At 56.7% G+C, this 24,508-nt stretch carries 22 protein-coding genes; 7 read left to right on the top strand and 15 right to left on the bottom strand.

Annotated elements, in window-relative coordinates:
- Positions 1 to 26 precede the first annotated feature (26 nt).
- The 15 genes from hisD to CJO09_RS06960 all read right to left on the bottom strand — a co-directional run bounded on the left by hisD (position 27) and on the right by CJO09_RS06960 (position 17,391).
- Positions 27 to 1,340, bottom strand: a complete 1,314-nt coding sequence (gene hisD / locus CJO09_RS07030) for a histidinol dehydrogenase (protein ID WP_119441720.1) — start codon at positions 1,338 to 1,340, stop codon at positions 27 to 29.
- A 79-nt stretch (positions 1,341 to 1,419) separates the two neighbouring features.
- A complete protein-coding gene (hisG, locus tag CJO09_RS07025; protein WP_119441719.1) occupies positions 1,420 to 2,100 on the bottom strand; it encodes an ATP phosphoribosyltransferase in 681 nt (226 codons plus the stop codon).
- The gene (murA, locus tag CJO09_RS07020) at positions 2,097 to 3,362 is read right to left on the bottom strand and encodes a UDP-N-acetylglucosamine 1-carboxyvinyltransferase (RefSeq protein WP_119441718.1); all 1,266 of its coding nucleotides are present in this window, start codon (positions 3,360 to 3,362) and stop codon (positions 2,097 to 2,099) included. The genes hisG and murA overlap by 4 nt, the downstream gene beginning before the upstream one ends.
- Entirely contained in the window at positions 3,355 to 3,603 is a 249-nt protein-coding gene (locus tag CJO09_RS07015) for a BolA family protein (RefSeq protein ID WP_114419274.1), read from the bottom strand. The genes murA and CJO09_RS07015 overlap by 8 nt, the downstream gene beginning before the upstream one ends.
- A 4-nt stretch (positions 3,604 to 3,607) precedes the next feature.
- Positions 3,608 to 4,399, bottom strand: a complete 792-nt coding sequence (locus CJO09_RS07010) for an ABC transporter permease (RefSeq protein WP_114419275.1) — start codon at positions 4,397 to 4,399, stop codon at positions 3,608 to 3,610.
- Complete coding sequence (locus tag CJO09_RS07005) at positions 4,396 to 5,190, bottom strand: ABC transporter ATP-binding protein (RefSeq protein WP_119441717.1); 795 nt, start codon at positions 5,188 to 5,190, stop codon at positions 4,396 to 4,398. The genes CJO09_RS07010 and CJO09_RS07005 overlap by 4 nt, the downstream gene beginning before the upstream one ends.
- A gap of 107 nt (positions 5,191 to 5,297) precedes the next feature.
- Positions 5,298 to 5,945, bottom strand: a complete 648-nt coding sequence (locus CJO09_RS07000) for an MlaC/ttg2D family ABC transporter substrate-binding protein (RefSeq protein ID WP_119441981.1) — start codon at positions 5,943 to 5,945, stop codon at positions 5,298 to 5,300.
- Between the two features lie 87 nt (positions 5,946 to 6,032).
- Positions 6,033 to 6,899 (bottom strand): MlaA family lipoprotein, encoded by an 867-nt coding sequence (locus CJO09_RS06995; protein ID WP_119441716.1) that lies wholly within the window; start codon positions 6,897 to 6,899, stop codon positions 6,033 to 6,035.
- A 37-nt stretch (positions 6,900 to 6,936) separates the two neighbouring features.
- On the bottom strand, positions 6,937 to 7,425 hold the full coding sequence (mlaD, locus tag CJO09_RS06990) for an outer membrane lipid asymmetry maintenance protein MlaD (RefSeq protein ID WP_114419279.1): 489 nt from the start codon (positions 7,423 to 7,425) through the stop codon (positions 6,937 to 6,939).
- Between the two features lie 69 nt (positions 7,426 to 7,494).
- Positions 7,495 to 8,280, bottom strand: coding sequence for a lipid asymmetry maintenance ABC transporter permease subunit MlaE (gene mlaE, locus CJO09_RS06985; protein ID WP_119441715.1), 786 nt, complete (start codon positions 8,278 to 8,280; stop codon positions 7,495 to 7,497).
- The gene (locus tag CJO09_RS06980; protein WP_114419281.1) at positions 8,277 to 9,104 is read right to left on the bottom strand and encodes an ABC transporter ATP-binding protein; all 828 of its coding nucleotides are present in this window, start codon (positions 9,102 to 9,104) and stop codon (positions 8,277 to 8,279) included. Before CJO09_RS06980 ends, mlaE begins: the two co-directional genes overlap by 4 nt.
- A 124-nt stretch (positions 9,105 to 9,228) precedes the next feature.
- Positions 9,229 to 10,692: a glutamate synthase subunit beta gene (locus tag CJO09_RS06975; RefSeq protein ID WP_119441714.1), complete on the bottom strand. Its 1,464-nt coding sequence runs from the start codon at positions 10,690 to 10,692 to the stop codon at positions 9,229 to 9,231.
- An 11-nt stretch (positions 10,693 to 10,703) separates the two neighbouring features.
- Positions 10,704 to 15,431, bottom strand: a complete 4,728-nt coding sequence (locus CJO09_RS06970) for a glutamate synthase-related protein (RefSeq protein WP_119441713.1) — start codon at positions 15,429 to 15,431, stop codon at positions 10,704 to 10,706.
- Positions 15,432 to 15,717: 286 nt separating this feature from the next.
- Positions 15,718 to 16,419, bottom strand: coding sequence for a hypothetical protein (locus CJO09_RS06965; RefSeq protein WP_119441712.1), 702 nt, complete (start codon positions 16,417 to 16,419; stop codon positions 15,718 to 15,720).
- A 27-nt stretch (positions 16,420 to 16,446) separates the two neighbouring features.
- Complete coding sequence (locus CJO09_RS06960; protein ID WP_158582726.1) at positions 16,447 to 17,391, bottom strand: LysR family transcriptional regulator; 945 nt, start codon at positions 17,389 to 17,391, stop codon at positions 16,447 to 16,449.
- A 232-nt stretch (positions 17,392 to 17,623) separates the two neighbouring features.
- Here CJO09_RS06960 and CJO09_RS06955 point away from each other — a divergent pair, with 232 nt between their 5' ends.
- The 7 genes from CJO09_RS06955 to CJO09_RS06925 all read left to right on the top strand — a co-directional run bounded on the left by CJO09_RS06955 (position 17,624) and on the right by CJO09_RS06925 (position 24,473).
- Entirely contained in the window at positions 17,624 to 18,877 is a 1,254-nt protein-coding gene (locus CJO09_RS06955; protein ID WP_119441710.1) for an aromatic ring-hydroxylating oxygenase subunit alpha, read from the top strand.
- A 2-nt stretch (positions 18,878 to 18,879) separates the two neighbouring features.
- On the top strand, positions 18,880 to 19,359 hold the full coding sequence (locus CJO09_RS06950; protein WP_119441709.1) for an aromatic-ring-hydroxylating dioxygenase subunit beta: 480 nt from the start codon (positions 18,880 to 18,882) through the stop codon (positions 19,357 to 19,359).
- Positions 19,360 to 19,367: 8 nt separating this feature from the next.
- Positions 19,368 to 19,700, top strand: a complete 333-nt coding sequence (locus CJO09_RS06945) for a non-heme iron oxygenase ferredoxin subunit (RefSeq protein ID WP_119441708.1) — start codon at positions 19,368 to 19,370, stop codon at positions 19,698 to 19,700.
- A 139-nt stretch (positions 19,701 to 19,839) separates the two neighbouring features.
- Entirely contained in the window at positions 19,840 to 21,000 is a 1,161-nt protein-coding gene (locus tag CJO09_RS06940; RefSeq protein ID WP_119441707.1) for an ABC transporter substrate-binding protein, read from the top strand.
- 154 nt (positions 21,001 to 21,154) lie between these two features.
- Complete coding sequence (locus CJO09_RS06935; protein WP_119441706.1) at positions 21,155 to 22,261, top strand: S-(hydroxymethyl)glutathione dehydrogenase/class III alcohol dehydrogenase; 1,107 nt, start codon at positions 21,155 to 21,157, stop codon at positions 22,259 to 22,261.
- Positions 22,262 to 22,320: 59 nt separating this feature from the next.
- Positions 22,321 to 23,169 carry an S-formylglutathione hydrolase gene (gene fghA / locus CJO09_RS06930; RefSeq protein ID WP_119441705.1) on the top strand — a complete coding sequence of 283 codons (849 nt, stop codon included), beginning with the start codon at positions 22,321 to 22,323 and terminating at the stop codon, positions 23,167 to 23,169.
- Between the two features lie 182 nt (positions 23,170 to 23,351).
- Entirely contained in the window at positions 23,352 to 24,473 is a 1,122-nt protein-coding gene (locus CJO09_RS06925; RefSeq protein ID WP_119441704.1) for an ABC transporter substrate-binding protein, read from the top strand.
- Positions 24,474 to 24,508 lie beyond the last annotated feature (35 nt).

Below are 24,508 nucleotides of genomic sequence, written 5' to 3'. Positions count from 1 at the left end.
GGCCATGTGTTCGGGTAAGGGCTTGCTTAGCGCTTTGGCGGCGTATCCAGGCGGTATTCCGCGCTGGCCGCGTGAGCTTGCAGGCCTTCACCATAAGCCAGGTGCGCGGCAATGGTGCCTAACGTTTGGGCGCCGTTGTGCGAAACCTGGATAATGCTGCTGCGTTTCTGGAAATCATACACCCCCAGCGGTGAAGAGAAACGCGCGGTGCGGGAAGTGGGTAAAACGTGGTTCGGCCCGGCGCAGTAATCGCCCAGCGATTCCGAGCTGTAGCGACCCAGGAAAATGGCCCCCGCATGGCGGATTTTGTCGGCCACGGCGTTAGGGTTGTCGGTGGAGATTTCCAGGTGCTCGGGCGCAATGTCGTTGGCTATGGCACAGGCCTCGTCAAGGTCTTGCACCAGAATCAATGCGCCGCGGTTGGCCAGGCTGGTGCGAATAATGTCGGCACGCGGCATGGTGGGCAGCAGGCGATCAATGGCTTCCTGAACTTGGTCTAAGTATGCTTCGTTGGGGCATAGCAAGATGCTTTGCGCCAGTTCGTCGTGCTCGGCCTGTGAGAACAGGTCCATGGCGATCCAGTCGGCCGGTGTGGTGCCGTCGGCAATGATCAGAATTTCACTGGGGCCGGCAATCATGTCGATGCCTACCGTGCCGAAAACGCGACGTTTGGCCGCAGCGACATAAGCGTTGCCGGGGCCCACAATTTTATCGACCGCATTAATGGTGGCCGTGCCGTAAGCCAGTGCACCCACCGCTTGCGCGCCGCCAATGGCCCAGGCGCGGTCAACGCCGGCAATCGCAGCGGCGGCCAGCACAATGGGGTTGCGCACGCCGTTTGGTGTGGGTGTAACCATGATCACTTCTTCCACCCCGGCCACTTTGGCGGGAATGGCGTTCATGAGTACCGACGACGGATAGGCCGCTTTGCCCCCGGGTACGTATAAACCCACGCGATCGAGCGGGGTAATTTTTTGGCCCAGCACGGTGCCGTCGGCTTCGGTGTAGGACCAGCTTTGGGCTTTTTGGTGTTCGTGGTAGCTGCGTACCCTTTCGGCCGCCTGTTCCAGGGCGGTACGCTGTTCAGCCGGCAGGCTTTCCAGCGCGGCCAGCCATTCCGATTTGGGAATTTCCAGTTCCGCTACGCTGCCGGCCTGCACGCGGTCGAAGCGCTGTGTGTATTCCAGCAGGGCGGTGTCGCCTGTATGCTCAACCGCCTTCAGAATATCGGCCGTGGCGCGTTCAATGGATTCGTCTTGCGAAGCATCGAAGGCCAACAATTTGCGCAGGGTGGCTGCAAAGTTGGGGTCGGTAGAACGAAGGCGCTGAATGGATGACATGATGGTGCCGAAAAATAGCTGTACTAATTAAATGAGGGCAACAGGGGCGTTTTCAAATAAAGGTGTGTGAAGCTTAATGCTATTTGTCTGCGGTGGCTTTTGCAAATGCATCAATAAGGGGTTGCAATGCCTGGGCGCGGGTTTTTAGCGACGCCTGGTTCACAATAAGCCGCGACGAGATATGCGCAATCTCTTCCACTTCCATTAAATGGTTGGCGCGCAGGGTGCCGCCGGTTGACACCAGGTCGACAATGGCATCGGCCAGCCCCACCAGGGGCGCCAGCTCCATGGAGCCATACAATTTGATGAGGTCGACATACACGCCTTTGCGGGCGAAGTGTTCACGCGCGGCTTGTACGTATTTGGTGGCCACGCGCAAGCGCGAGCCCTGGCCCACGGCGGCTTCGTAGTCGAAGCCTTCGCGCACGGCCACGCACAGGCGGCATTTGGCAATGTTCAGGTCAATAGGCTGGTACAGGCCGCCGGGGTGTTGTGCGGCATGTTCGAACAAAACGTCTTTGCCGGCAATGCCGAAGTCGGCCGCGCCGTATTGCACATAAGTAGGCACGTCGGACGCGCGCACAATAATTAAACGTAGCCCCGGGTCGCTGGTGGGCAGAATCAGTTTGCGTGAACTTTCCGGGTTCTCGCTTACCTGAATGCCGGCTGCTTCCAGCAGGGGCAGGGTCTCTTCAAAAATCCGGCCTTTCGAGAGCGCCAGAGTGAGCGGCGCTTGTACGTTGGCGGTGGCGGGACTCATAGGGCTTCCTGTTTAATCCGTTCAATGTGGGCGCCGACCTGGCGCAGTTTGTGCTCCATGTGCTCGTAGCCACGATCTAAATGATAAATGCGTTCCACCGTGGTGTCGCCTTCTGCGGCCAAACCGGCAATGACCAGGCTGGCCGAGGCGCGCAGGTCGGTTGCCATGACAGTGGCGCCGGAAAGCGCTTTCACGCCGGTCACAATGGCGGTGTGGCCGTCGATGTCGATTTGTGCCCCCATGCGGCTGAGTTCCTGCACGTGCATGAAGCGGTTTTCGAAAATGTTCTCCACAATCACTGCGGTGCCGTCGGCCAGCGTATTCAGGGCCATGACCTGGGCTTGCATGTCGGTGGGAAAGGCCGGGTACTCGTAGGTACGAAAGCTCACGGCCTTGGGGCGCCGGTTCATGGAGCCGCGAATCCAGTCGGGCCCGGTTTCAATGCTTACGCCGGCTTCGCGCAGTTTGTCGAGCACGGCGCCCAGGGTGTCGGGTGCGGCGTGGCGCAGGGTAATGTCGCCGCCGGTGGCGCCGACGGCGCACAGGAATGTGCCGGCTTCAATGCGGTCGGCCACAATGTTGTGCTCGGCACCGTGCAGGGTTGGCACGCCGTCGATAATAATGCGGTCGGTTCCGTGGCCTTGAATACGGGCGCCCATTTTTATCAGCAGCTCGGCCAGGTCGGTTACTTCGGGTTCGCGCGCGGCGTTTTCCAGAATCGTGCGGCCTTCGGCCAGGGTGGCGGCCATCATCAGGTTTTCGGTACCGGTAACGGTGACCATGTCGGTGCGGATGGTGGCGCCTTTCAAACGCGGTGCTTTGGCAATGATGTAGCCGTGCTCAATGCGAATTTCCGCGCCCAGGGCGGTAAGGCCTTTAATGTGCTGGTCGACCGGGCGCTGGCCAATGGCGCAGCCGCCGGGCAGGCTAACGCGTGCCTCGCCGAAGCGGGCCAACAGCGGGCCTAGCACCAGAATGGAGGCGCGCATGGTTTTCACCATATCGTACGGCGCTTCCAACTTGGTTAACTGCCCGGCATTAAGTGCCAGCGTGGCGTCGCCGTTCAGGTCGCCTTTCACGCCCATTTGCCGAAGCAATTTCAGCATGGTGTGAATGTCTTGCAACGCCGGCACGTTGGTGAGTGCCAGCGTGTCGGCTGTTAGCAGGCCGGCACACAGAATGGGCAGCGCGGCGTTTTTTGCGCCGGAAACCGTGATTTCACCCTGCAGGGGTTGGCCCCCCGTGATGCGTAGCTTATCCATTCGCGTTGGCGTTGTATTCGTCGGGCGTCAGGGTGCGCATGGACAAAGCGTGGATTTCGCTTTTCATGCGCTCGCCCAGGGCTTTGTATACCAATTGGTGGCGGGCAATAAGCCGCTTTCCGGCAAATTCGGGCGACACAATAACCGCTTCGAAGTGCGAGCCGTCGCCCACGACTTCAATGTGTTCACAGTTCAAGTTGTCGCTAATGTATTGGCGAACTTCTTCAGGTGTAGGCAGCATAGTTCTATGATCGCAGTTTGTAGCCGGCGGCCAACAGGCGCATCGTGTAGGCGCACAACACAACGAATACCCCGGTGACGACGGCCAGGCTTGTCCAGGGGGAGACGTCGGACACGCCGAAGAACCCATAACGGAAGCCGTCGATGGTGTAGAAAATGGGGTTGTAGTGCGACACGGCTTGCCAGAAGGGCGGCAGGCTGTGAATGGAATAAAACACGCCCGACAAAAACGTGGCGGGCATAATCAGGAAGTTTTGAAAGGCGGCAAGTTGGTCGAATTTTTCCGACCACAGCCCGGCAATAATGCCCAGCGCGCCCATAATGCCGCAGGAAAGCATGGCGAACGCCAGAATCCACAGCAGGTTCTGCGGCGGCAGGTCGACAAACGGCAGGGAGACGGCCCAAATGCACAGCCCCACGGCCAGGCCGCGCAGAATGGCGGCAATTAAGTAGGCGGCGAAGAACTCGCGGTGCGAAATGGGCGGCAGCAGCACAAATACCAGGTTCCCGGTAATGCGGCTTTGAATAAGCGATGAAGAGGGGTTGGCAAAGGCGTTTTGCAACATGCTCATCATCATGAGGCCGGGAATCAGGAACGCGGTATACGGAATGGTGCCGTAAATTTGGACGCGGTCTTCCAGCACATGCGCGAAAATAAGCAAATACAGCAGCGCCGTGAGCACGGGGGCGGCCACGGTTTGAAAACCTACTTTCCAGAAGCGCATGATTTCCTTGCGCAGCAGGGTGGGAAAGCCGGAACCCAGATCGGTGCGGGGTTGAATTAACGACTTGCTCATGCGGAGGCCTTTAGTGCATCTTCATTGTGCATAATGCGCACGAACGCGTCTTCCAGGTCGGCCCCGCCCACGCGGGCCAGCAACGCTTCCGTGGTGTCCAGCGCCACGATACGGCCGCTTTTCAGCATGGCGATGCGGCCACACAAGGCTTCGGCTTCTTCCAGGTAATGCGTGGTCAGCAAAATGGTGTGGCCTTCTTTATTCAGGCGCGAGATGAATTCCCACAAGGTACGGCGCAGGTCGACATCGACCCCGGCGGTGGGTTCGTCCAGAATAATGACCGGTGGACGGTGCACCAACGCCTGGGCCACCAGTACGCGGCGTTTCATGCCGCCTGAAAGGGCGCGCATATTGGCGTTGGCTTTGTCGTCGAGCCCCAGGTTGTAAAGGATTTCGTCGATCCAGTCGTCGTTGTTGTGCAGGCCGAAGTAACCCGATTGCAGGCGCAGGGTTTCGCGCACAGTAAAGAACGGGTCGTACACCAGTTCCTGAGGTACGACGCCCAGCGAACGGCGGGCTTCTTTGTAGTCGGTAACCACGTCGTGACCGCATACGCTGGCGCTGCCCGAGGTGGCGTGTGCCAAACCGGCCAGAATGGAGATCATGGTGGTTTTGCCGGCACCGTTGGGCCCAAGCAAGCCGAAAAACTCGCCGTGTTCAACGGTAAGGCTAACGTCGTTCAGGGCTTGAAAACCCGGGCGCTGCTTCATGCCGGGGCGCAAGAGCCCGCGCCACCCTGCCGAGCGCGGCGGATAGACTTTTGATACGTGATTCAGACTGAGTGCGGACATAGATAAAAAGATCAACGCGAGGCATTAAGGGGCCTCGCAAAACCTCTATTGTAGTTTTTATTAGTATTTATTGCTGTTCAGGGTAGCGTGTACGTGCTGGGCGCCGTTTAACGCGCATTGTGCTGGTTCAGCGCCGTAATTAAGCCGTCGATACCGTTCTGGTTGATTTGCTGGGCGAACTGGTTGCGGTAGTTCTGAATCAGCCAGATCCCTTCTACATTCAGGTCATAAATTTTCCAGCCGTTCGGACTGTTTTCCATACGGTAATCCACATTAACGGGGGGGCCGTTGCGCTGGGTAAGCTGGGTGCGCACCACCACGTCTTCCGCTTCCGGGTCGCCACGAAATGGCAGCGGCTTGATTTCCGACACGTCGTCGGCTTGTTCCAGCGCACCGCTATAGGTGCGAATGAGTGTGCCCTTGAAAGCATCGACCAGTTCCTGTTGCTGTTGTGGCGTGGCCTGGCGCCAATAGCGTCCGGCCGACAGGCGTGTGGTTTTTTCCAGGTCAACATACGGCAGAATGTATTCATCAACCAGCGCGTTGATACGCTCTAAATCGCCTGCCTTGGCCTTGTCGTCGGCACGCAGGGCGGCCAGGGCGTTGTCGGCCACGGTTTTAATGAAGTCGTTGGGCGGTGCTTTGGCGTTGACTTGTTGCGCTTGCGCTGTGGCAGTGGCCGGCAGGGCCGCCAGTGCAGCAATACCAACTGCCCCTGCCAAACCTGCTACGCCGGCCAGGCCGGATACACCCATGACGCCTGCTAAAGCCAGGCTGGAAAACTTGCTCTTGAATGCGCGTGTCGGTTTAGGCATGTAAATAAAACTCCTTGAGGCCGGCGCTTATTGGCCGGCTGCTTGTGGGGAAGAGCCCGAGGGACCTGCATTGCTTTCCCCTGCTGCGTCTTCACCGTTCATATCGTCGTCTGAGTAATCGGGTAGCGTGTCGTTATCTTCGTATTTGGGCAAGCCTTCGGGCGTGGTGTTCGGGTCAACATGCTGGCCCTGTACCAGTGCCGCGCGGCGTTGGATGTAAGCGTCGCGAATAAAGGCGTAGCGGTCAAGTGCGATACGGTCGACCATTTCGTCGGCGCTCAGCAGGCTGGCGCGTAAGTCGACAACGGCCAGGGCAATAATACTGTTGCGTACCGGAATGTTATCGATGGCGAAGATGGGCGCGTAAGGTGGTGAGTAATCGTAGGCGAACCAGGCAACGGTGCTGGTACCATCGCGCAGGTTGCTGGCCCCCAGGAACGGCAGTACCACGTAAGGCCCGGGCCCGAAGCCCCATACGCCCAGGGTGATGCCGAAATCATTTACAACGCGGGGTACGCCTTTCATGGAGGCTACGTCGATACAGCCGCCGATCCCCAGCGTGGAATTCATGAGTACCCGGCCGAACGAGTTAATGCCGTCGAATGGGCGGCCTTGCAGGAAACTGTTGAAGGATGACCAAACGTCTTTGAAATTGTTGAAGACGTTGCTGACACAACTGCGGGCCGGCTGCGGCACCACTGCCTCATAGCCTTGTGCAATGGGCTTCAGGAAGGCCTTGTCGACCGTATCATTGAATGCAAACATGCTGCGGTTATAGCTTTCCCAGGGGTCGTTCGGGCTGGGGTTGGGTACGTGTACGCAACCGGCAACAGCAACGGTTAGGGCCAGCACGGGCAGTACCCTGGCAAGGCGTGAGCGGAGCGGCGTGGGCATTGATATTTTCATTTTGCGCTTCTCTGTTTTGCGTATTTTATTGTGGATCTTGCAACGGTTGGGGTGTGCCTTGGTCGCTTGCTGAACTGTACAGGAACTTGCTGATGAGTTCTTCAAGCACCACTGCACTTTGCGTAAACTGAATGGTACCGCCGTTTTCCAGCATTTTGTCATCTCCGCCGGGTGTCAGGCCAATATATTGTTCGCCCAGCAGGCCCGAAGTAAGAATTGAAGCGGAGGAGTCGGACGGAAATTCGTATTGCGATTCGACGTCCATGGTAACCAGTGCCTGATAGCGCTGGTTGTCGAATGAAATGGATGCCACCCGGCCGACCACGACGCCGCTGCTCTTCACGGGCGCCCGTACTTTAAGGCCGCCCAGGTTGTCGAAATAACCCTGCACCTGGTAGTTGGACGCAAATGAAAACGAGCTGAGGTTGCCGGCCCGCAATGCCAGGAACACCAGGGCAAGAATGCCCAGCAGCACGAAAAGGCCTACCCAGAAATCGGTTTTAACACGTGTCATGATGGTTTGTTCCGTTAATGTGTTCGTTCCGTCATTAAAACAATGGTTTGGCGTGGGGTTGGGGTGAATTTAATTGCTGAACATCAAGGCGGTGAGCAGGAAGTCGAGCCCCAGTACCACCAGCGCGCCGCTGACCACCGTACGGGTGGTGGCATGAGCCACGCCTTCGGGTGTGGCTTTGGCGTTCCAACCTTCGTAGAGCGCAATCAAGGTTACCGCGGCGCCGAAAATAACGCTTTTCACTACGCCGTTGGCCACGTCTTTGAAAATATCCACGCCGTTTTGCATTTGCGACCAGAAAACGCCTGCGTCGATGCCGATCATAAGTACGCCCACTACCCAGCCGCCGATGATGCCGACCATGGAAAAGACGGCTGCCAGAATGGGCATGGCAATAAAGCCGCCCCAGAAACGCGGGACCAGCACACGACGAATCGGGTCAACCGCCATGACTTCCATGGCAGCCAGTTGTTCACCGGCTTTCATCAGGCCGATTTCAGCGGTTAACGAGGTACCGGCCCGCCCGGCGAACAGTAGCGCGGTCACCACGGGGCCCAGCTCGCGCACTAAAGACAGCGCCACCAGCAGGCCCAGGGCTTCTTCCGAGCCATAACGGTTGAGTGTGTAATAGCCTTGCAGGCCCAGCACAAAGCCAACAAACAAGCCCGATACGGCAATAATAATGAGCGAGTAGTTACCGATGAAATGGATTTGCTGAGCCACCAGCCCAGGGCGTTTCAGCGCGGAGCCGCTGCGCGCCAGAATGGCGATGAATAAACGGGTGAAGGCGCCCAGCGACACAATTGATTCGCGGATGTGGCGGCCAATGGCGCTGATGAAATTCACGATGCTCATGAACGCCCCTTCTTATTCAGCCAGTTTTTGAACGCAGGCGTTTCCGGATAATTGAAGGCAATGGGGCCGTCGGGTTCGCCGGTAAGGAATTGTTCAATGTACGGGTCGGTGGATTCGCGCATTTCCTGCGGCGTGCCGTGCGCCAGCAGTTTGCCCTGGCCCACAATATAGATGTGGTCTGCAATGGCGAACGAGTCGGCTACGTCGTGGGTGATCAGAATCGACGCACAATTCAGGCGGTTGGTGAGATCGCGAATAAGCCGCGCGGTGATTCCCAGGGAAATGGGGTCGAGCCCGGCAAAGGGTTCGTCGTACAGAATCAGTTCGGGTTCCAGCACAATGGCACGCGCCAGCGCCACGCGCCGCGCCATACCGCCGGAAATTTCGCTAATGCCCAAGTGTGCGGCCGCCCGCAGCCCTACGTCGTTCAGTTTTTCCAACACCTTGGCGGTGATTTCTTCTTCCGACAACGCGGTATGTTCACGCAGAGGGAAGGCCACATTTTCAAACACGTTCAGGTCGGTGAACAAGGCGCCTTGCTGGAACAGCACACCCATGCGCTGGCGCAGGGACTGCAATTGGCTGTGCGAGGTGTCGGCGATGTTCTGCCCGAATGCGTGGATGGTGCCTTTCTGGGCAAAGATTTGCCCCGTGGCCGCGCGCAACAGCGTGGTTTTGCCCGAGCCCGATCCGCCCATCATGGCCACGACCTGACCTCGACAAATATGCATGTCGATGTCTTTGAGCACGGTGAAGTCACCATAGCCCAGCGCGGCATTCGAAAACCGCAGTAGCTCGTTCTGTTGCGTGGCTTCTGGCGTCATAGGCTTAGGGTTGGAAATTTAGCGTTGCATTGTAGCCCACAACCATACAACATCGGCCACCCCTGTTTCCAGAGGCGGCCGGTGATTGGCCTGATAAGCAGACCACAAGGCAGGGACATCAAAATTAACGCGGCAGCGTGGAAGCCCCCATCAGGAACTCATCGACCGCACGTGCGGCCTGACGGCCTTCGCGAATGGCCCACACCACCAAAGACTGGCCACGGCGCATGTCGCCGGCGGCGAACACCTTGCTGTCGCTGGTGCGGTAGTCTTCAGTGTTGGCTTTGGCGTTACCACGGTTGTCCAGCTCGATACCGAAAGAGTCCAGCACGTTTTTCATGGGAGAAACAAACCCCATGGCCAACAGAACCAGATCGGCTTTTAGTTCGAACTCCGAACCTTCCACTTCGCGCATTTTCATTTGGCCGGTGGCTTTGTCTTTAAACCATTCCACGCGCACGGCAGTGAGTTTTTCCACTTTGCCGCCTTTGCCTTCAAAGGCTTTGGTGGAAACGGCCCAGTCGCGTTCGCCGCCTTCTTCCTGGGAAGAAGAGGTACGCAGTTTTAGCGGCCAGTAGGGCCAGGTAAGGTCTTTGTCTTCCGACTCGGGCGGGCGGGGCATGAGTTCGAACTGGGTTACCGAGGCTGCGCCGTGGCGGTGGCTGGTACCTACGCAGTCGGAGCCGGTGTCGCCGCCGCCGATCACAATAACGTGCTTGCCTTTGGCCGAAATTTGCTTGGCCACGCGGTCGCCCGCGTTGACTTTATTTTGTTGGGTCAGGAACTCCATGGCGAAGTGGATACCGTTCAGGTCGCGCCCGGTAATGGGCAGGTCGCGCGGGCTTTCCGCACCACCGGTAAGGACCACGGCGTCGAACTCTTCTTTAAGCGATTCCGGGGTGCGGACGGTTAAGCCTTCGCCTGCGTCGGCTTCATTGCCTACATAGGTGGATGACTGAAACTCCACGCCTTCCGCTTCCATTTGTGCCAGACGGCGGTCGATGTGCGACTTTTCCAGTTTGAAGTCGGGGATGCCGTAACGCAGCAGGCCGCCGATGCGGTTGTTCTTTTCGAACACCGTCACGGAATGGCCGGCGCGCGCCAGCTGCTGGGCACAGGCCAGTCCGGCGGGGCCGGAACCTACTACAGCCACTTTCTTGCCGGTTTTGCGGTTGGGGGGCTCAGGCGCCACCCAGCCTTCTTGCCAGCCTTTGTCGATAATGGCGTGCTCAATCGACTTGATGCCCACGGCGTCGTCATTAATGTTCAGGGTGCAGGCGGCCTCGCAGGGAGCGGGGCAGATGCGGCCGGTGAACTCGGGAAAGTTGTTGGTGGAATGCAGCACTTCCAGCGCGCGGGCCCAGTCTTGCTGGTACACCAGGTCGTTGAAGTCGGGAATAATGTTATTCACCGGGCAGCCGCTGCTACAGAAGGGAATACCGCAGTCCATGCAGCGCGCCCCTTGTACTTTGGCGTCTTCGTCGGAAAGCGTAATTACAAACTCTTTCCAGTGCTTTACGCGTTCTTTCGGTGCTTGCTGCGCCTCGGAAAGGCGCTCGAATTCAAGAAATCCAGTAATTTTGCCCATTGTTCTATTCCTTAGGCAGCAATTTGATCGGCGTTCGCGGCTTCCCACAATTCTTTCAGGGCGCGGCGATACTCTTTCGGCATAACCTTCACGAAGGCCTTGCGGGCGCGCGACCAATCGCTGATGATATCGCGCGACAGCAGGCTGCCGGTGTAGCGGTAGTGGTTTTCAATTAAACGACGCAAAATGGTTTCGTCGGTTTCACGCTCGCCCTCGCGGGTGGCGCTGTGCCAGCTTTCCATGTTTACCGTTTCTGATTGCTCGGCATGCGGCAATACAGTTTCCAGATCGACCATGGCCGGGTTGCAGCGTTTTTCGAAGACGCCGTCGGGGTCGTAAACGTACGCTACGCCGCCCGACATGCCGGCACCGAAGTTGCGGCCGGTTTCACCCAGCACCACAACCGTGCCGCCGGTCATGTATTCACAACCGTGGTCGCCGGTGCCTTCCACAACGGTCGCGGCGCCGGAATTACGCACGGCGAAACGCTCGCCGGCCACGCCGTTGAAATAGGCTTCACCACCCAGCGCACCATACAACACGGTGTTACCCGCAATAATGTGCTCGGGGCCGGGGCCGCGGAAATCGTTCGGCGAGCGCACGATAATGCGACCGCCCGACAAACCTTTGCCGACGTAATCGTTGCCTTCACCCACCAGGTCGAGCGTGATGCCGTGTGCCAGGAAGGCGCCGAAGCTTTGCCCGGCCGTGCCATTGCACTGAATGTGAATGGTGTCGTCGGGCAGGCCGTCGTGACCGTACTTGGCAGCCACCACGCCCGAGAGCATGGTGCCCACGGTGCGGTTGCGGTTGCGCACGGGAGTGATGAACGACACTTTTTCGCCTTTTTCGATGGCCGGCTTGCTGCGCTCGATGAGCAAGTGATCCAGCGCCTTATCCAAACCGTGGTCTTGATCTTCAGTTTGATACAGCGGCTCGTTGCTGGGGATGGTTTCGAATACGCGTGAGAAGTCCAGCCCCTTGGCTTTCCAGTGATCAATAGCGGGGGCGGTGTTGAGCAGGTCGGCGCGGCCGATGAGTTCATCGAACGTGCGAATGCCCAGTTGCGCCATGATTTCGCGCACTTCCTCGGCGACGAAGAAGAAATAGTTCACCACGTATTCGGGTTTGCCGGAAAACTTCTTGCGCAGGACAGGATCTTGCGTGGCCACGCCAACGGGGCAGGTGTTCAGATGGCATTTGCGCATCATGATGCAGCCTTCCACCACCAGCGGCGCGGTGGCGAAACCGAATTCATCGGCACCCAGCAGGGCGCCGATGACGACGTCGCGACCGGTTTTCATCTGGCCGTCGGCCTGTACACGGATACGGCTGCGCAGGGCGTTCAGTACCAGCGTTTGCTGGGTTTCGGCCAGGCCGAGCTCCCACGGGGAACCGGCGTGCTTGATGGAAGACAAGGGTGACGCGCCCGTGCCGCCGTCGTGGCCGGCAATCACCACGTGATCGGCCTTGGCTTTGGCGACGCCGGTGGCAATGGTGCCCACGCCCACTTCAGCCACCAGTTTTACGGAAATGGCGGCTTTCGGGTTCACGTTTTTCAGGTCGTGAATGAGCTGGGCCAAGTCTTCAATAGAATAGATGTCGTGGTGCGGCGGAGGCGAAATAAGGCCGACGCCGGGTACCGAGAAGCGCAGCTTGGCAATGTATTCCGACACCTTGTGGCCGGGCAACTGGCCGCCCTCGCCGGGCTTGGCACCTTGCGCCATTTTGATTTGAATTTGATCGGCGCTGGTGAGGTATTCGGCCGATACACCAAAACGACCCGAGGCCACCTGCTTGATGCGCGAACGTAAAGAGTCGCCTGCCTGCAGGGGGATGTCGGCTTCGATGAGGTCTTTGCCCAGGAAGGAACCGAGCGTGTCGCCTTTCTTGATAGGGCTTTTGCCGGAGTCCATTTCGGTGCGATAACGGCGTTGGTCTTCACCGCCTTCACCGGTGTTCGATTTACCGCCAATCCGGTTCATGGCAATGGCCAGTACCGAGTGTGCTTCAGTGGAAATGGAACCCAGCGACATGGCGCCGGTGGCAAAGCGCTTAACGATTTCCTTGGCCGGTTCCACTTCCGAGAGCGGAATGGCCTTGGCGGGGTCGACCTTGAATTCAAACAGGCCGCGCAGGGTCATGTGACGACGCGACTGGTCGTTGATGAGCTGAGCGTACTCTTTGTAGGTGTTGTAGTTGTTGGCGCGGGTGGAGTGTTGCAGCTTGGCAATGGACTCGGGGTTCCACATATGCTCTTCGCCGCGAATGCGGAAGGCATACTCGCCGCCGGCTTCCAGGTCGTGCGCCAGGACAGGGTCGTCGCTGAAGGCGGCCTTGTGAATGCGCAGCGCTTCTTCGGCCACTTCAAAAATGCCGATGCCTTCAACGTTGCTGGGCGTACCCAGGAAGTATTTGTTGACCAATGCCGTGCTAAGACCGATGGCTTCAAAGATTTGCGCGCCACAGTACGACATGTAGGTGGAGATACCCATTTTGGACATGACCTTGTTCAGGCCTTTGCCCACGGCTTTGATGTAGTTCTTGATGGCGGTGTCGCCGTCGTCCAGGGTGGCCAGGGTTTCCAGCGCCAGGTAGGGGTGAACGGCTTCGGCGCCGTAACCTGCCAAACAGGCGACATGGTGCACTTCGCGTACCGAGCCGCTTTCCACGACCAGGCCGGTATTGGTGCGCAAGCCTTCGCGAATGAGGTGCTGATGCACGGCCGAGGTAGCCAGCAGGGCGGGGATGGCGACGCGTTCGGCGTCGACCTTGCGGTCGGTGACAACCAGAATGTTGTAACCGCTGCGTACGGCGTCGGCCGCGTTGGCGCACAGCGAGGCGAGGTAGGCTTCGATGCCTTCGGAGCCCCACTCGATCGGGTAGGTGATATCAAGCTCGTAGCTGCGGAATTTGCCCGAGGTGATGGTTTCAATATTGCGGATTTGCGCCATAGCGGCGAAATCAAGCACGGGCTGATGAATTTCCAGGCGCAGCGGCGGGTTCACGTTGTTGATGTCGAGCAGATTGGGTTTGGGCCCAATAAATGACACCAACGACATGACCAACTGTTCACGAATGGGGTCGATAGGCGGGTTGGTAACCTGCGCAAAACGCTGACGGAAGTAGTTGTAAAGCGGCTTGGGCCGGTTCGACAACACGGCCAGCGGGGTGTCGTTACCCATGGAGCCGGTGCTTTCCTCGCCTTTGGCGGCCATGGGTTCGAGCACGAACTTGACGTCCTCCTGCGACCAGCCGAACGCTTGTTGGCGGTCGAGCAGCGACACGTTGGATTGCGGCTGTTCGTCGTATTTGGGTGTGGGTAAGGTATCGAGTTTGATACGCAGACGTTCGATCCACTGGCGATAGGGGCGCGAGTTCGACAGGCGCGATTTGATTTCGTCGTCGTCGATAATGCGGCCTTGTTCCAGATCGATCAGGAACATTTTGCCGGGCTGTAAACGCCATTTCTTAACAATGCGGTGTTCGGGAATAGACAGCGTCCCGGCTTCCGACGCCATGACGACCAGGTCGTCGTCGGTAATAAGGTAGCGGGCGGGGCGCAGGCCGTTACGATCGAGCAGCGCGCCGATTTGGCGCCCGTCGGTAAAGGCCACGGCAGCGGGGCCGTCCCAGGGTTCCATCATGGCGGCATGGTATTCGTAGAAGGCGCGGCGGCTTTCGTCCATGTCGGTATGCTGTTCCCAGGCCTCGGGAATCATCATCATCATGGCGTGGGCCAGCGAATAGCCCGACATGACCAGCAATTCCAGACAGTTGTCGAAGGTGGCCGTGTCGGACTGGCCTTCGTACACAATGGGGTAGAGCTTTTTCAGGTCGTCGCCCAGTACGGCCGATTGCATGACCCCTTCGCGGGCACGCAGCCAGTTGAAGTTGCCTTTCACCGTATTGATTTCACCGTTGTGGGCGATCATGCGGTAAGGGTGAGCCAGCGGCCAGGCGGGGAAGGTATTGGTGGAAAAGCGCTGGTGTACCAGCGACAGGGCGGAAACGGCACGCGTGTCGGCCAGGTCGCGGTAATACAGGCCAACCTGGTTGGCCAGCAACAAACCTTTGTACACCACCGTACGCACCGAGATGGACGGGACGAAGTATTCCTGGCCGTGCGCCAGCTTCATGCGATTGATGGCGTGGCTGGCGGCTTTACGAATAACGTACAGTTTGCGTTCCAGTGCGTCGGGCACCATGATGTCGGTGCCACGGCCAATGAAAAGCTGGCGAATGACGGGCTCGACGGCTTTTACCGTAGGCGACATGGGCATTTCGGAATCGATGGGGACGTCGCGCCAGCCCAAAACGACCTGGCCTTCGTCGCGCACCGCGCGTTCTAGTTCACGTTCACAGGCCAGGCGCGAAGCGGTTTCCTTGGGCAGGAACACCATGGCCACACCGTATTCGCCGGGTGGGGGCAGATCAATGCCTTGGGTGGCCAGTTCTTCGCGGTACAGGGCGTCGGGGATTTGAATAAGAATACCCGCACCGTCGCCCATGAGCTCGTCGGCCCCAACGGCGCCGCGGTGGTCGAGGTTTTCCAGAATTTTCAGGCCCTGCTGAATAATGGCATGCGTGGCCTTGCCTTTAATGTGGGCAACAAAACCCACACCACAGGCGTCGTGTTCGTTAATGGGGTTATACAGGCCTTGCGCACGGGGCAGGCCGATGCGGGAAGCATCGATTGCCACTTCCTGAGCGACAGGCTTTGCAGGCTGGTTAGACATAGAAAAACTCCTGTTTTTCCGCATTGGGTTCGCGGTGAAGGCCTAGAAATTAACGCGATATCATGAACTTGGCAAGTGTTTTTAATTAGGGTGCGTCCCTAATTAATAAGAATCACCAGTAAATGTTAAAAAAATGGGGACGTACTTTAACCTAATGAAAGTATTAATGTATTTCCAGAAAACGTCTTGAAAATACGGTTATTTCCGGTAACAAGTACCGTGTGCAAGACAAAGGGAGGCAATGTAGAGGCAACCGGCGGCTGCGCTGTTATGGCCGCGCTGTTATTTACGATGCGAGGTTGGCTTTCTTGCGCGGGCGCCCGCGCTTTGCGGGTGTGATGCGGCGACTGACAATGGGCGCCAGGTTGTGCAGGAATGCTTCATCGCCAAGCGCCCACTGGCCAAACAGGGCCTTTTCAATCTGCTGGCGCCTGTTGGCGCTTAAGCTCTCGTTCAACAGGTCTCTGAAGGTGGCCTGGCGCTCGAAAGGGGTGTTGCCCAATTCCCAGTAGTCGGCATGGTCGGTTGCCCAGGTGTTGGGCTTCAGATTCAAACCGGTGTGATACGCCGCCGATGACCATGGCCAGTTTTCGGCATGGTCGACATGACCGTGCTGGACTGGTTGGGTGTCGAGCCATACCAGCACCGGCAAAACCCACTTCCCCGGTTCGACCAGGGCACTGCGATAACGACCTTCGAATACGCGACCTGTTTTCAACCGGGTAGCGTAGCGCCGCCCGATGGCCTGCATCAGCCGGGCAATGCCGGGGCGCTGTGCGGGCGTTGCCAGGAAAACAAGGCGATCGGTCAGCAATGCCCAGCCATGTATCGCAACATGATGTTCCTGCGCGCAATGTTGCAACCAGCCCGACAACATATCCAGGGGCTCGACCGGCGTGGCTTCGTTAGGGCCGGCCAGGGCCTCGACAAAATAGGCCTGTACCAGTTGCGGTGTGTTGGGAGCGTAAAGTCGTGCCAGGCGTGCCATAAGAATGATGCCGGGTTGCTAAAAGGCCTACAGGCCGAATTCGGATCGTGTGTGTTCCAGGCTGAGGTCGTTGTCGTGAAACATGCGATAAACCAGTTCGCGCAGCCAGCGATGGCCGGGATCATTGTGCACCCGGGCATGCCAATACTGTGAAACAGTGTATTCCGGAAATTCAATAGGCGGCTCGATAACTTTGATGTTGTTCACGACCGAGTAGGATTCGGCCAGCATGGTGGGAATGGTCACGATTAAATCCGTGCTGGCCACGATAAGCGGAATAGCCAGGAAATGCGACAGGCGTAGCGCAACCCTTCTGTGGTAGCCCTTCTTGACCAGGATGCTTTCAATAATATCGTGCCCCGAGCCGGGTGCCGACACCACGGCGTGCGGCATGTTCAGGTAGTTCTCGAGCGTGATGGTGTCTTTGATTTTCGGGTGGTCGCGCCGAACAATACAAACGTAAGACCGGCGGAAAAGCTGTTGTTGGTAGCTATCGGCGAAAAGACCTTGAATAAAGCCCAGCGCCAGATCCGTTTCTCCGGTTTCAAGTGCCTCGCGAATATCCCTTACCGGCATCTGCGAGGTGTTCAGGTTGACGTGAGGGGCCACCCGACTCAACTCCATGAGCATGGCAGGCAAAAAAACCCGCGCACCAATATCGGTCATGATGATGTTGAAAGTGCGGGTTGATGTGCTGGGGTCGAAAGGGTGGTCGTGAGTGAGCGATTGGCGCAGCAAACCCAGTGCTTCAAGAATGGGTTCCTTGAGGCCTTGCGCAAACGCGGTGGGCTCCATTCCATGGGACGTACGCACGAACAAAGGGTCGTTGAACATCTTGCGCAATTTCTTCAGACACACGCTGAGTGCGGGTTGCGTCAACCCGATGGATTCTGCAGCGGCTGTCACGTTGCGGTGCACAATCATTGCTTCAAAAGTGAGCAAAAGTTTGATGTTCAGGTCCGTAATATTCATTTTTTCATATACACGACATAACCAATACGACATGGACACCCAGATAGGTGGCTAATACATTGGGCACATAAGCGCGCTACACCTGCTTTGCTATCTGCGCTGCAACATCTACCACTCAATAATACGAGGTAGTGGAAATGGTATCAACGTTAAGTAGGGGTCATGGCGCTGCGCAGGCGATTTTTGAAGCAGGGTTGGCAACATCGCTAAAACAACCCACAGGAGAGCAGACATGAACGATCCACGTCCATTGCCGCCGGTGTCCGAGCCGAAGGTCTGGAAAACAGAAGGCACTTCTCGCGTGCCGTTTTGGTTATATACCGATGAGGAAATTTATCAGCGTGAGCTGGAGCGGTTGTTTTACGGACCCCATTGGAGTTACTTGGGGTTGTCGTGTGAGATCCCGAATGCGGGCGATTTCAAGCGTACCTGGATTGGCGAGCGCAACGTGCTGATGGTGCGTGATGAAAACGGCACTGTGAACGTGATTGAAAACCGGTGTGCGCATCGCGGCGTTCAGTTTTGCCGCGAGGCCACGGGTAATCGCAAAGAGTTCGTCTGTCCTTATCACCAGTGGAATTACGACTTGAAGGGCAATTTGTTGGGCGTGCCCTATATGCGGGGTATCAAAGGCAAAGGCGGGATGCCCGCTGACTTCAAGCGCGACGAACATGGCCTGCGCAAGCTGGGGGTTACCGAGCGAAATGGTGTTGTGTTCGCCAGCTTCGATCCGGAAGTGGAAGATTTCGAAACCTTTCTTGGCCCGACGATGCTGAAGTACTTCGACCGGGTATTCAACGGACGCAAACTGACCGTGCTTGGCTACAACCGTCAGCGCGTACCGGGTAACTGGAAGTTGATTCATGAAAACCTGAAAGATTGTTATCACCCTGGGTTGCTGCACACCTGGTTTGTGAACTTTGGCTTGTGGCGCGCCGATAACGAATGTGAAAACGTCATGGACGAACAGCGCCGTCATTCAGCCATGGTGACGGTACGCAACCAGGGCGGCAAAGGCGAGGCAACGGCGGGCGTGGCCAGTTTCCGTGAAGACTTGAAATTGAATGACGGTCGCTTTCTTGATGTGGAAGACGAGACATGGTGGAACGGCCCGAGCGCCGTGATTCAAAGCCTTTTCCCCAGCTTGATTATTCAGCAGCAGATTAACTCGGTTGCGATGCGCCAGGTGATCCCGCGCGGGCCACGTGACTTCGACTACATCTGGACGCATATCGGTTTCGAAGAGGATACGGCCGACATGACGCAGCGCCGTTTGTATCAGGCCAATTTGTTTGGCCCGGCCGGATTTGTCTCGGGTGACGACAGTGAAGTGATGGGCATGGTGCAAGACAACATGCATACCGATAAAGACGGGTTGCACCTGGTGCAGTTGGGCGGGCGCGATGTTGAGGACACGGATACGCATGTTTCCGAAACCCTGATACGGGGCATGTATCACTACTACCGAAAAGTGATGGAGATCTGAGGATGGATGACGTAAAGCTGCAACTGGAAGTACAGAATTTATATAGCGACTATGTCTTTTGTGTTGACAACACCAAGTTCGAAAAGTGGCGTGACTTCTTTACGGATGATTGCCTGTATCGCATTGTCTCGCGCGAAAACTTTGACGCAAAGAAACCAATGTCGACGCTTCAGCTTGAGGGCCAGGCGATGTTGAAAGATCGTGTGCATGGCATGAACGACACCATTATGCATGTGCCCTATTACCAGCGGCATATTGTCAGCCCGCCCCGTATTCATCGTGTTCAAGACAACACGATTCATGCCGAAGCCAACTATCTGGTGGTGAGGTCGCGTGACGATACGTTTTCCGAAGTGTTCAACACGGGGCGCTATCTGGATGTACTGGTCAGGCAGGGAGACGGCCAGGCGCTCAAGATCAAAGAACGCGTCTGTGTCTTCGACGGCGACCTCGTACCCAATTCCATTGTTTATCCCTTGTAAGGAGTTGTATGAGTACCGATATCGAGAAGCTGGAGTCCGAGTGGGTATGCGTGGCGCAGACCGGCGACCTGGAAGATGAGGAGGCCCTTGGTGTTCAGGTTGGTGAAACGGCGGTTGCCCTTTACAGGGTAGATGGGTCGTTCTTCGCAACTCACGGTATTTGCAGTCATGAGTTTGCGCACCTTGCCGAAGGTTATCTGGAAGGGTGCGAAATTGAATGTCCATTGCACCAGGCGCGTTTCGATATTCGAACGGGTCAGGCAATGTGCAGACCGGCATCCGAGCCGATTCAGGTGTATCCGGTGAAGGTTGTTGGCAGTGATGTGTATGTGAAAGTGTGACAGCAGCAGTGTGTGTGTAGCAACAGTGTAAGTAGCAACAGTGTGTAGGAATGACAGCAGCATCTTAAGTATTAGGGCTTATAACGCGGAACCGGGCCGGCTTATGCCGCGCCCTGCGCCGCTCAGACAGGAGAAATAGATGTATAAGAAGTTCATTCGGAATACGCTTTTGGCTAGCTGTTTAGGCCTGGGTGTGGCGTCTTTTGCGTATGCGCAAGAGACAATCAAAATTGGCATTATTCAACCGCTGACCGGTTCTGTGGCGGCATCCGGCAATTTCGTACTTAATGGTGCGCAGATTGCGGTTGACTACATTAACAATAATGGCGGCGTGCTGGATAAGAAGCTGGAGCTGGTCGTTGCCGACAACAAGAGTAATCCAACGGAATCGGCCAACGCGGCCGAGAAATTGATTGTGCGTGACAAGGTGCCCGTGATGATCGGGTCGTGGGGGTCGACTTTCACGCTGGCGACCTTGCCCAAGCTCATGGAGTACAAGATCCCGATGGTGGTGGAAACGGCCGGTGCCGATAAAATCACAACGTCTGGCAACCCCTATGTATTTCGTATCAGTCCCACCAATGATATGGAGGCCACCAGCTTTTCGCGACATATTGAACCGTTGGGGATAAAGAAGGCTGACATCCTGGTGGTTAATAACGACTGGGGCCTGGGATCGGCTGATTCTGTCAAGCGCATTTTGAAAGAGAAGGGCCTGGAGGTTGGCAAGGTGCTGACCATGGACCACAACGCCCAGGATATGTCGTCGCAGCTGTCCGAGATTCGCGGTTCCGACGCCGATTCCCTGTTTATTGTGACGGCGGTGGAGCAACTGACTCTGGTGCTTAAGCAGGCTGAAGGCTTGGGCCTGAAGAAAGAGAACATCATCACCTTGGGCGGTTCGCAAAGCCCGGATCAGCTCATTGCGCACGCTGGCGGTGCAGCCGAAGGCACTATGCACAATGTGATGTTTGCGCCGTGGTTCCCCGAAGCGTCGGCCGATCCGGAAAAAGCGAAGTTTTTCGTTGAGGAGTGGAACAAGCGCGGTCTGGAGAAAGCCGGTTTGACAGAAAGTTTCCGTGGCTTTGACGCAGTACGTACGGTTGCGGCTGCCATTGAAAAAGCGGGCGAGGTCGATTCGGACAAAATTCGCGACGCGCTTTGGGAAGTTGAGTTAACGGGCTTGAACGGGCCGATAGCGTTTCGCAAGTCGGGTCCGGAAGGGCGCGAAAGCGGCCAAAGCTATCCCAACACATTCCTGGTTCGGATTCAGGACGGGGAAATCTCGCTGGTTGAGTAACCCCTTGTAGGGTACCCCCCTACTTTGTGTATCATGACCTTTTGCAAGCGTGGCAGCAAACCCCAAGGCGTTTTTCGCTTACGGGTTTGTGTGCCACGTTGTTATTATTGAGGCTCTAAAAACCAATTATTCGTTTTTATTATTAGGAGTGAGCATGAAAACAAGAGCAGCCGTGGCCTGGAAAGCCGGCGAGCCGTTAACAATTGAAACGGTTGACCTGGACGGCCCCAAAGAGGGTGAAGTACTGGTTGAAATCAAGGCAACCGGTATTTGCCATACCGACTATTACACGTTGTCGGGCGCCGACCCTGAAGGCATCTTCCCTTCAATTCTGGGCCATGAAGGTGCCGGTGTGGTCGTGGATGTGGGCCCGGGCGTTAAATCGCTGAAAAAAGGCGACCACGTGGTGCCCTTGTACACACCTGAGTGCCGTCAGTGCAAATCGTGCCTGTCGCGCAAAACCAATTTATGTACCGCGATTCGCGCCACGCAGGGCAAGGGCCTGATGCCCGACGGCACCTCGCGTTTCAGCATCGACGGCAAGCCTATTCATCACTACATGGGTACATCGACATTCGCCAATCATATTGTTGCGCCTGAAATTGCGCTGGCGAAAATCCGCGATGACGCGCCTTTCGACAAGGTTTGCTACATCGGTTGCGGCGTGACCACCGGTGTGGGTGCCGTACTGTTTACGGCCAAAGTGGAAGCGGGCGCCAATGTGGTGGTGTTCGGTTTGGGCGGTATCGGCCTGAACGTGATTCAGGGCGCCAAAATGGTGGGTGCCGACAAAATCATCGGTGTCGACATCAACCCGGCCCGTGAAGAAATGGCACGCCAGTTCGGCATGACTCACTTCGTGAACCCGAACGACGTCGAGAATGTGGTCGATCATCTTATTCAACTGACCGACGGCGGCGCCGATTATTCCTTTGAATGTATCGGTAACACCAAAGTGATGCGCCAGGCGTTGGAATGCTGCCATCGCGGTTGGGGTCAGTCGATCATTATTGGTGTGGCCGAAGCCGGTGCCGAAATTTCCACCCGTCCGTTCCAACTGGTCACCGGCCGTGAATGGAAAGGTTCGGCGTTCGGTGGCGCACGCGGCCGTACCGACGTGCCGAAAATTGTCGACTGGTATATGGACGGCAAGATCAACATCGACGACCTCATCACCCATAAACTGAGTCTCGACCAGATCAACGACGGCTTCGACCTGATGAAAAAAGGCGAATCGATTCGTTCGGTGGTTGTGTACTAAGGACGAGGTTGATTGTTCACGCCGGGCCTGCGGGCCCGGCAAGCAAAAAAAGGTAAAGAATGTCTGTTGAACTTGAAAAGGTCAGCGAGCATCGCTGCTTCGGCGGCGTGCAGCGGTTTTATAAGCATGAGTCCAGTGCCATTGGCTTGCCGATGCGCTTCTCGGTTTACATTCCGCCGCAGGCCGAATCGGGCAAGGTGCCGGTGTTGTTTTATTTGGCCGGCCTGACCTGCACTGAAGAGACCTTCATGATTAAAGGTGGTGCGCAGCGCCTGGCTGCTCAGCACGGAATAATGCTGGTGGCCTGCGATACCAGCCCGCGTGGTGCCGGCGTGGCCGGCGAAGACGATGGTTGGGATTTCGGCACGGGGGCCGGCTTCTACCTGAACGCCACCCAGGAACCCTGGAGCAAGCATTACCGCATGGAAAGCTATGTGGTCGATGAGTTGTTCAGTATTGCCACCACTCAGTTGCCCGGAGATGCCGATCGCGCTGGTATTTTCGGTCATTCCATGGGCGGCCACGGGGCATTGGTATTGGCGCAGCGGTATCACCCGAAGTTCAAGTCGGTATCGGCGTTTGCGCCCATTGCGTCGCCCACGAAATGCCCTTGGGGGCACAAAGCTTTCGGCGGTTATCTGGGTGACGATCAATCGGCCTGGGCGCAGTACGATGCTTCTTTGCTCATGGAAAAATCGTCCAATCCTTTTCCCAAAGGGATTTTGGTCGACCAGGGGCTGGCCGATAATTTCCTGGCGGAACAGTTGTACCCGGAAGCCTTCGAGGCTGCGTGTGAAAAAGCGGGTCAGCCGCTTACCCTGCGCCGCCACGAGGGTTACGACCATGGCTATTATTTCATTTCCACTTTTATGGAAGATCACATGGCGTTCCATGCCGAGCGACTTTGAGTTTTTTGAAAAACTGCGTGTTGCGTTCGTCGTGGTGAATATGCCGCGATGCTGCGAAAATAAAAAGGGTCGTGATGTGTCACGACCCTTTTTGGTTATATTTGCTTATAACCTTATGTATTAAAGGAAATGGTTTATTGGCGTTATGATGTATATCAGATTAATTAACTGAGGGCTTCATTATGCGTTTCACCCGATCTCTGGCGCTGGCAGCGCTGATTCCGGCCTTGCTCACAGGCACCGCCCGTGCGGCCGATCCGGAACCCATTAACGTAGGCTTCTTTTCCCACCTTTCAGGTCCTTTTGCTGAGTATGGCGCGAGTTTCAAAAACGCCATTGAGCTGTATCTTGATCAGGTGAAAGCGCAGGGCGGCATTGAAGGCCATCCGGTGAACCTGATTGTCGAAGATGACCGTAACTCCCCGCAGGAAGCGGCCACCGTGGCGCGCAAAATTGTGAATGAGCCGAATGTTGTGCTGGCAATCGGTTCGTGGTCGACCACGTCTTCTCTGGCTGCTGCGCCTATTTTCACTGAAGCGAAAATTCCGCAAATCAGCCCCACCTCTTCACATCCCGACTTCAGCAAACAAAGTCCGTACCAGTTCCGTCAGAACAATACCGACGACGTCCTGGCTTTGTATAACGCCGACACCATTCAGGAGAAGCTCGGTGCGAACAAGGTGGTGATTCCTTATTCGCAAGACGATTGGGGTGTGTTTACCGGCAAAGCCACTGCCAAAGCCATTGAAGATGCGGGTGGCGAGGTGTTGTTGCTGGAAGCCGTGCAACCGGGCTCGCGTGACTTTCGTCCGTTTATCAGTAAAGTGAAGGCGTTGAATCCGGAAGGCGTGTTTCTGGCCTTGCCGTATCAGGAAGCCTCTATCTTCATTCAGCAGTTGCGTCAGGCGGGTATCGATATCCCGGTCGGCGGCGGCATTCCTTTAACTTCGCCCAAGTTTATTGAGCTGGCGGGTGAAGCGGCTGAAGGTACGGTTTTGCACACGATCTTTTTTGCCGGCGATCCGGACCAGAAAGAATTTGTGGAGGCTTATAAAGCCAAATACGGCCGTAACCCCGATCAGTTCGCCGCGCTGGCGTATGACGCCATCGGTGTGGGCCTGGAGGCGGTACGCCGTGTGATTAAATCCGGCAAGGAACTGACGGGTGAAAACGTACGCGACGAACTGGAAAACGGCCCGGCATATGAAGGCGTTACCGGCGTGACCAAGTATGATGAGTTCGGCAACGTTAAGAAAGATCCCATTTTCATTCAGATTCAGGACGGCAAGTTCGTTTTATTCTGATTAACCGGGCACCGTGTATGAAAGCAGGCCCCTGG

The organism is Neopusillimonas maritima, from assembly GCF_003576595.1.
Taxonomy (GTDB): Bacteria; Pseudomonadota; Gammaproteobacteria; order Burkholderiales; family Burkholderiaceae_B; genus Neopusillimonas; species Neopusillimonas maritima.
Note: the sequence above shows the minus strand (reverse complement) of the source record. Positions and strands in the feature narration are given on the sequence as shown.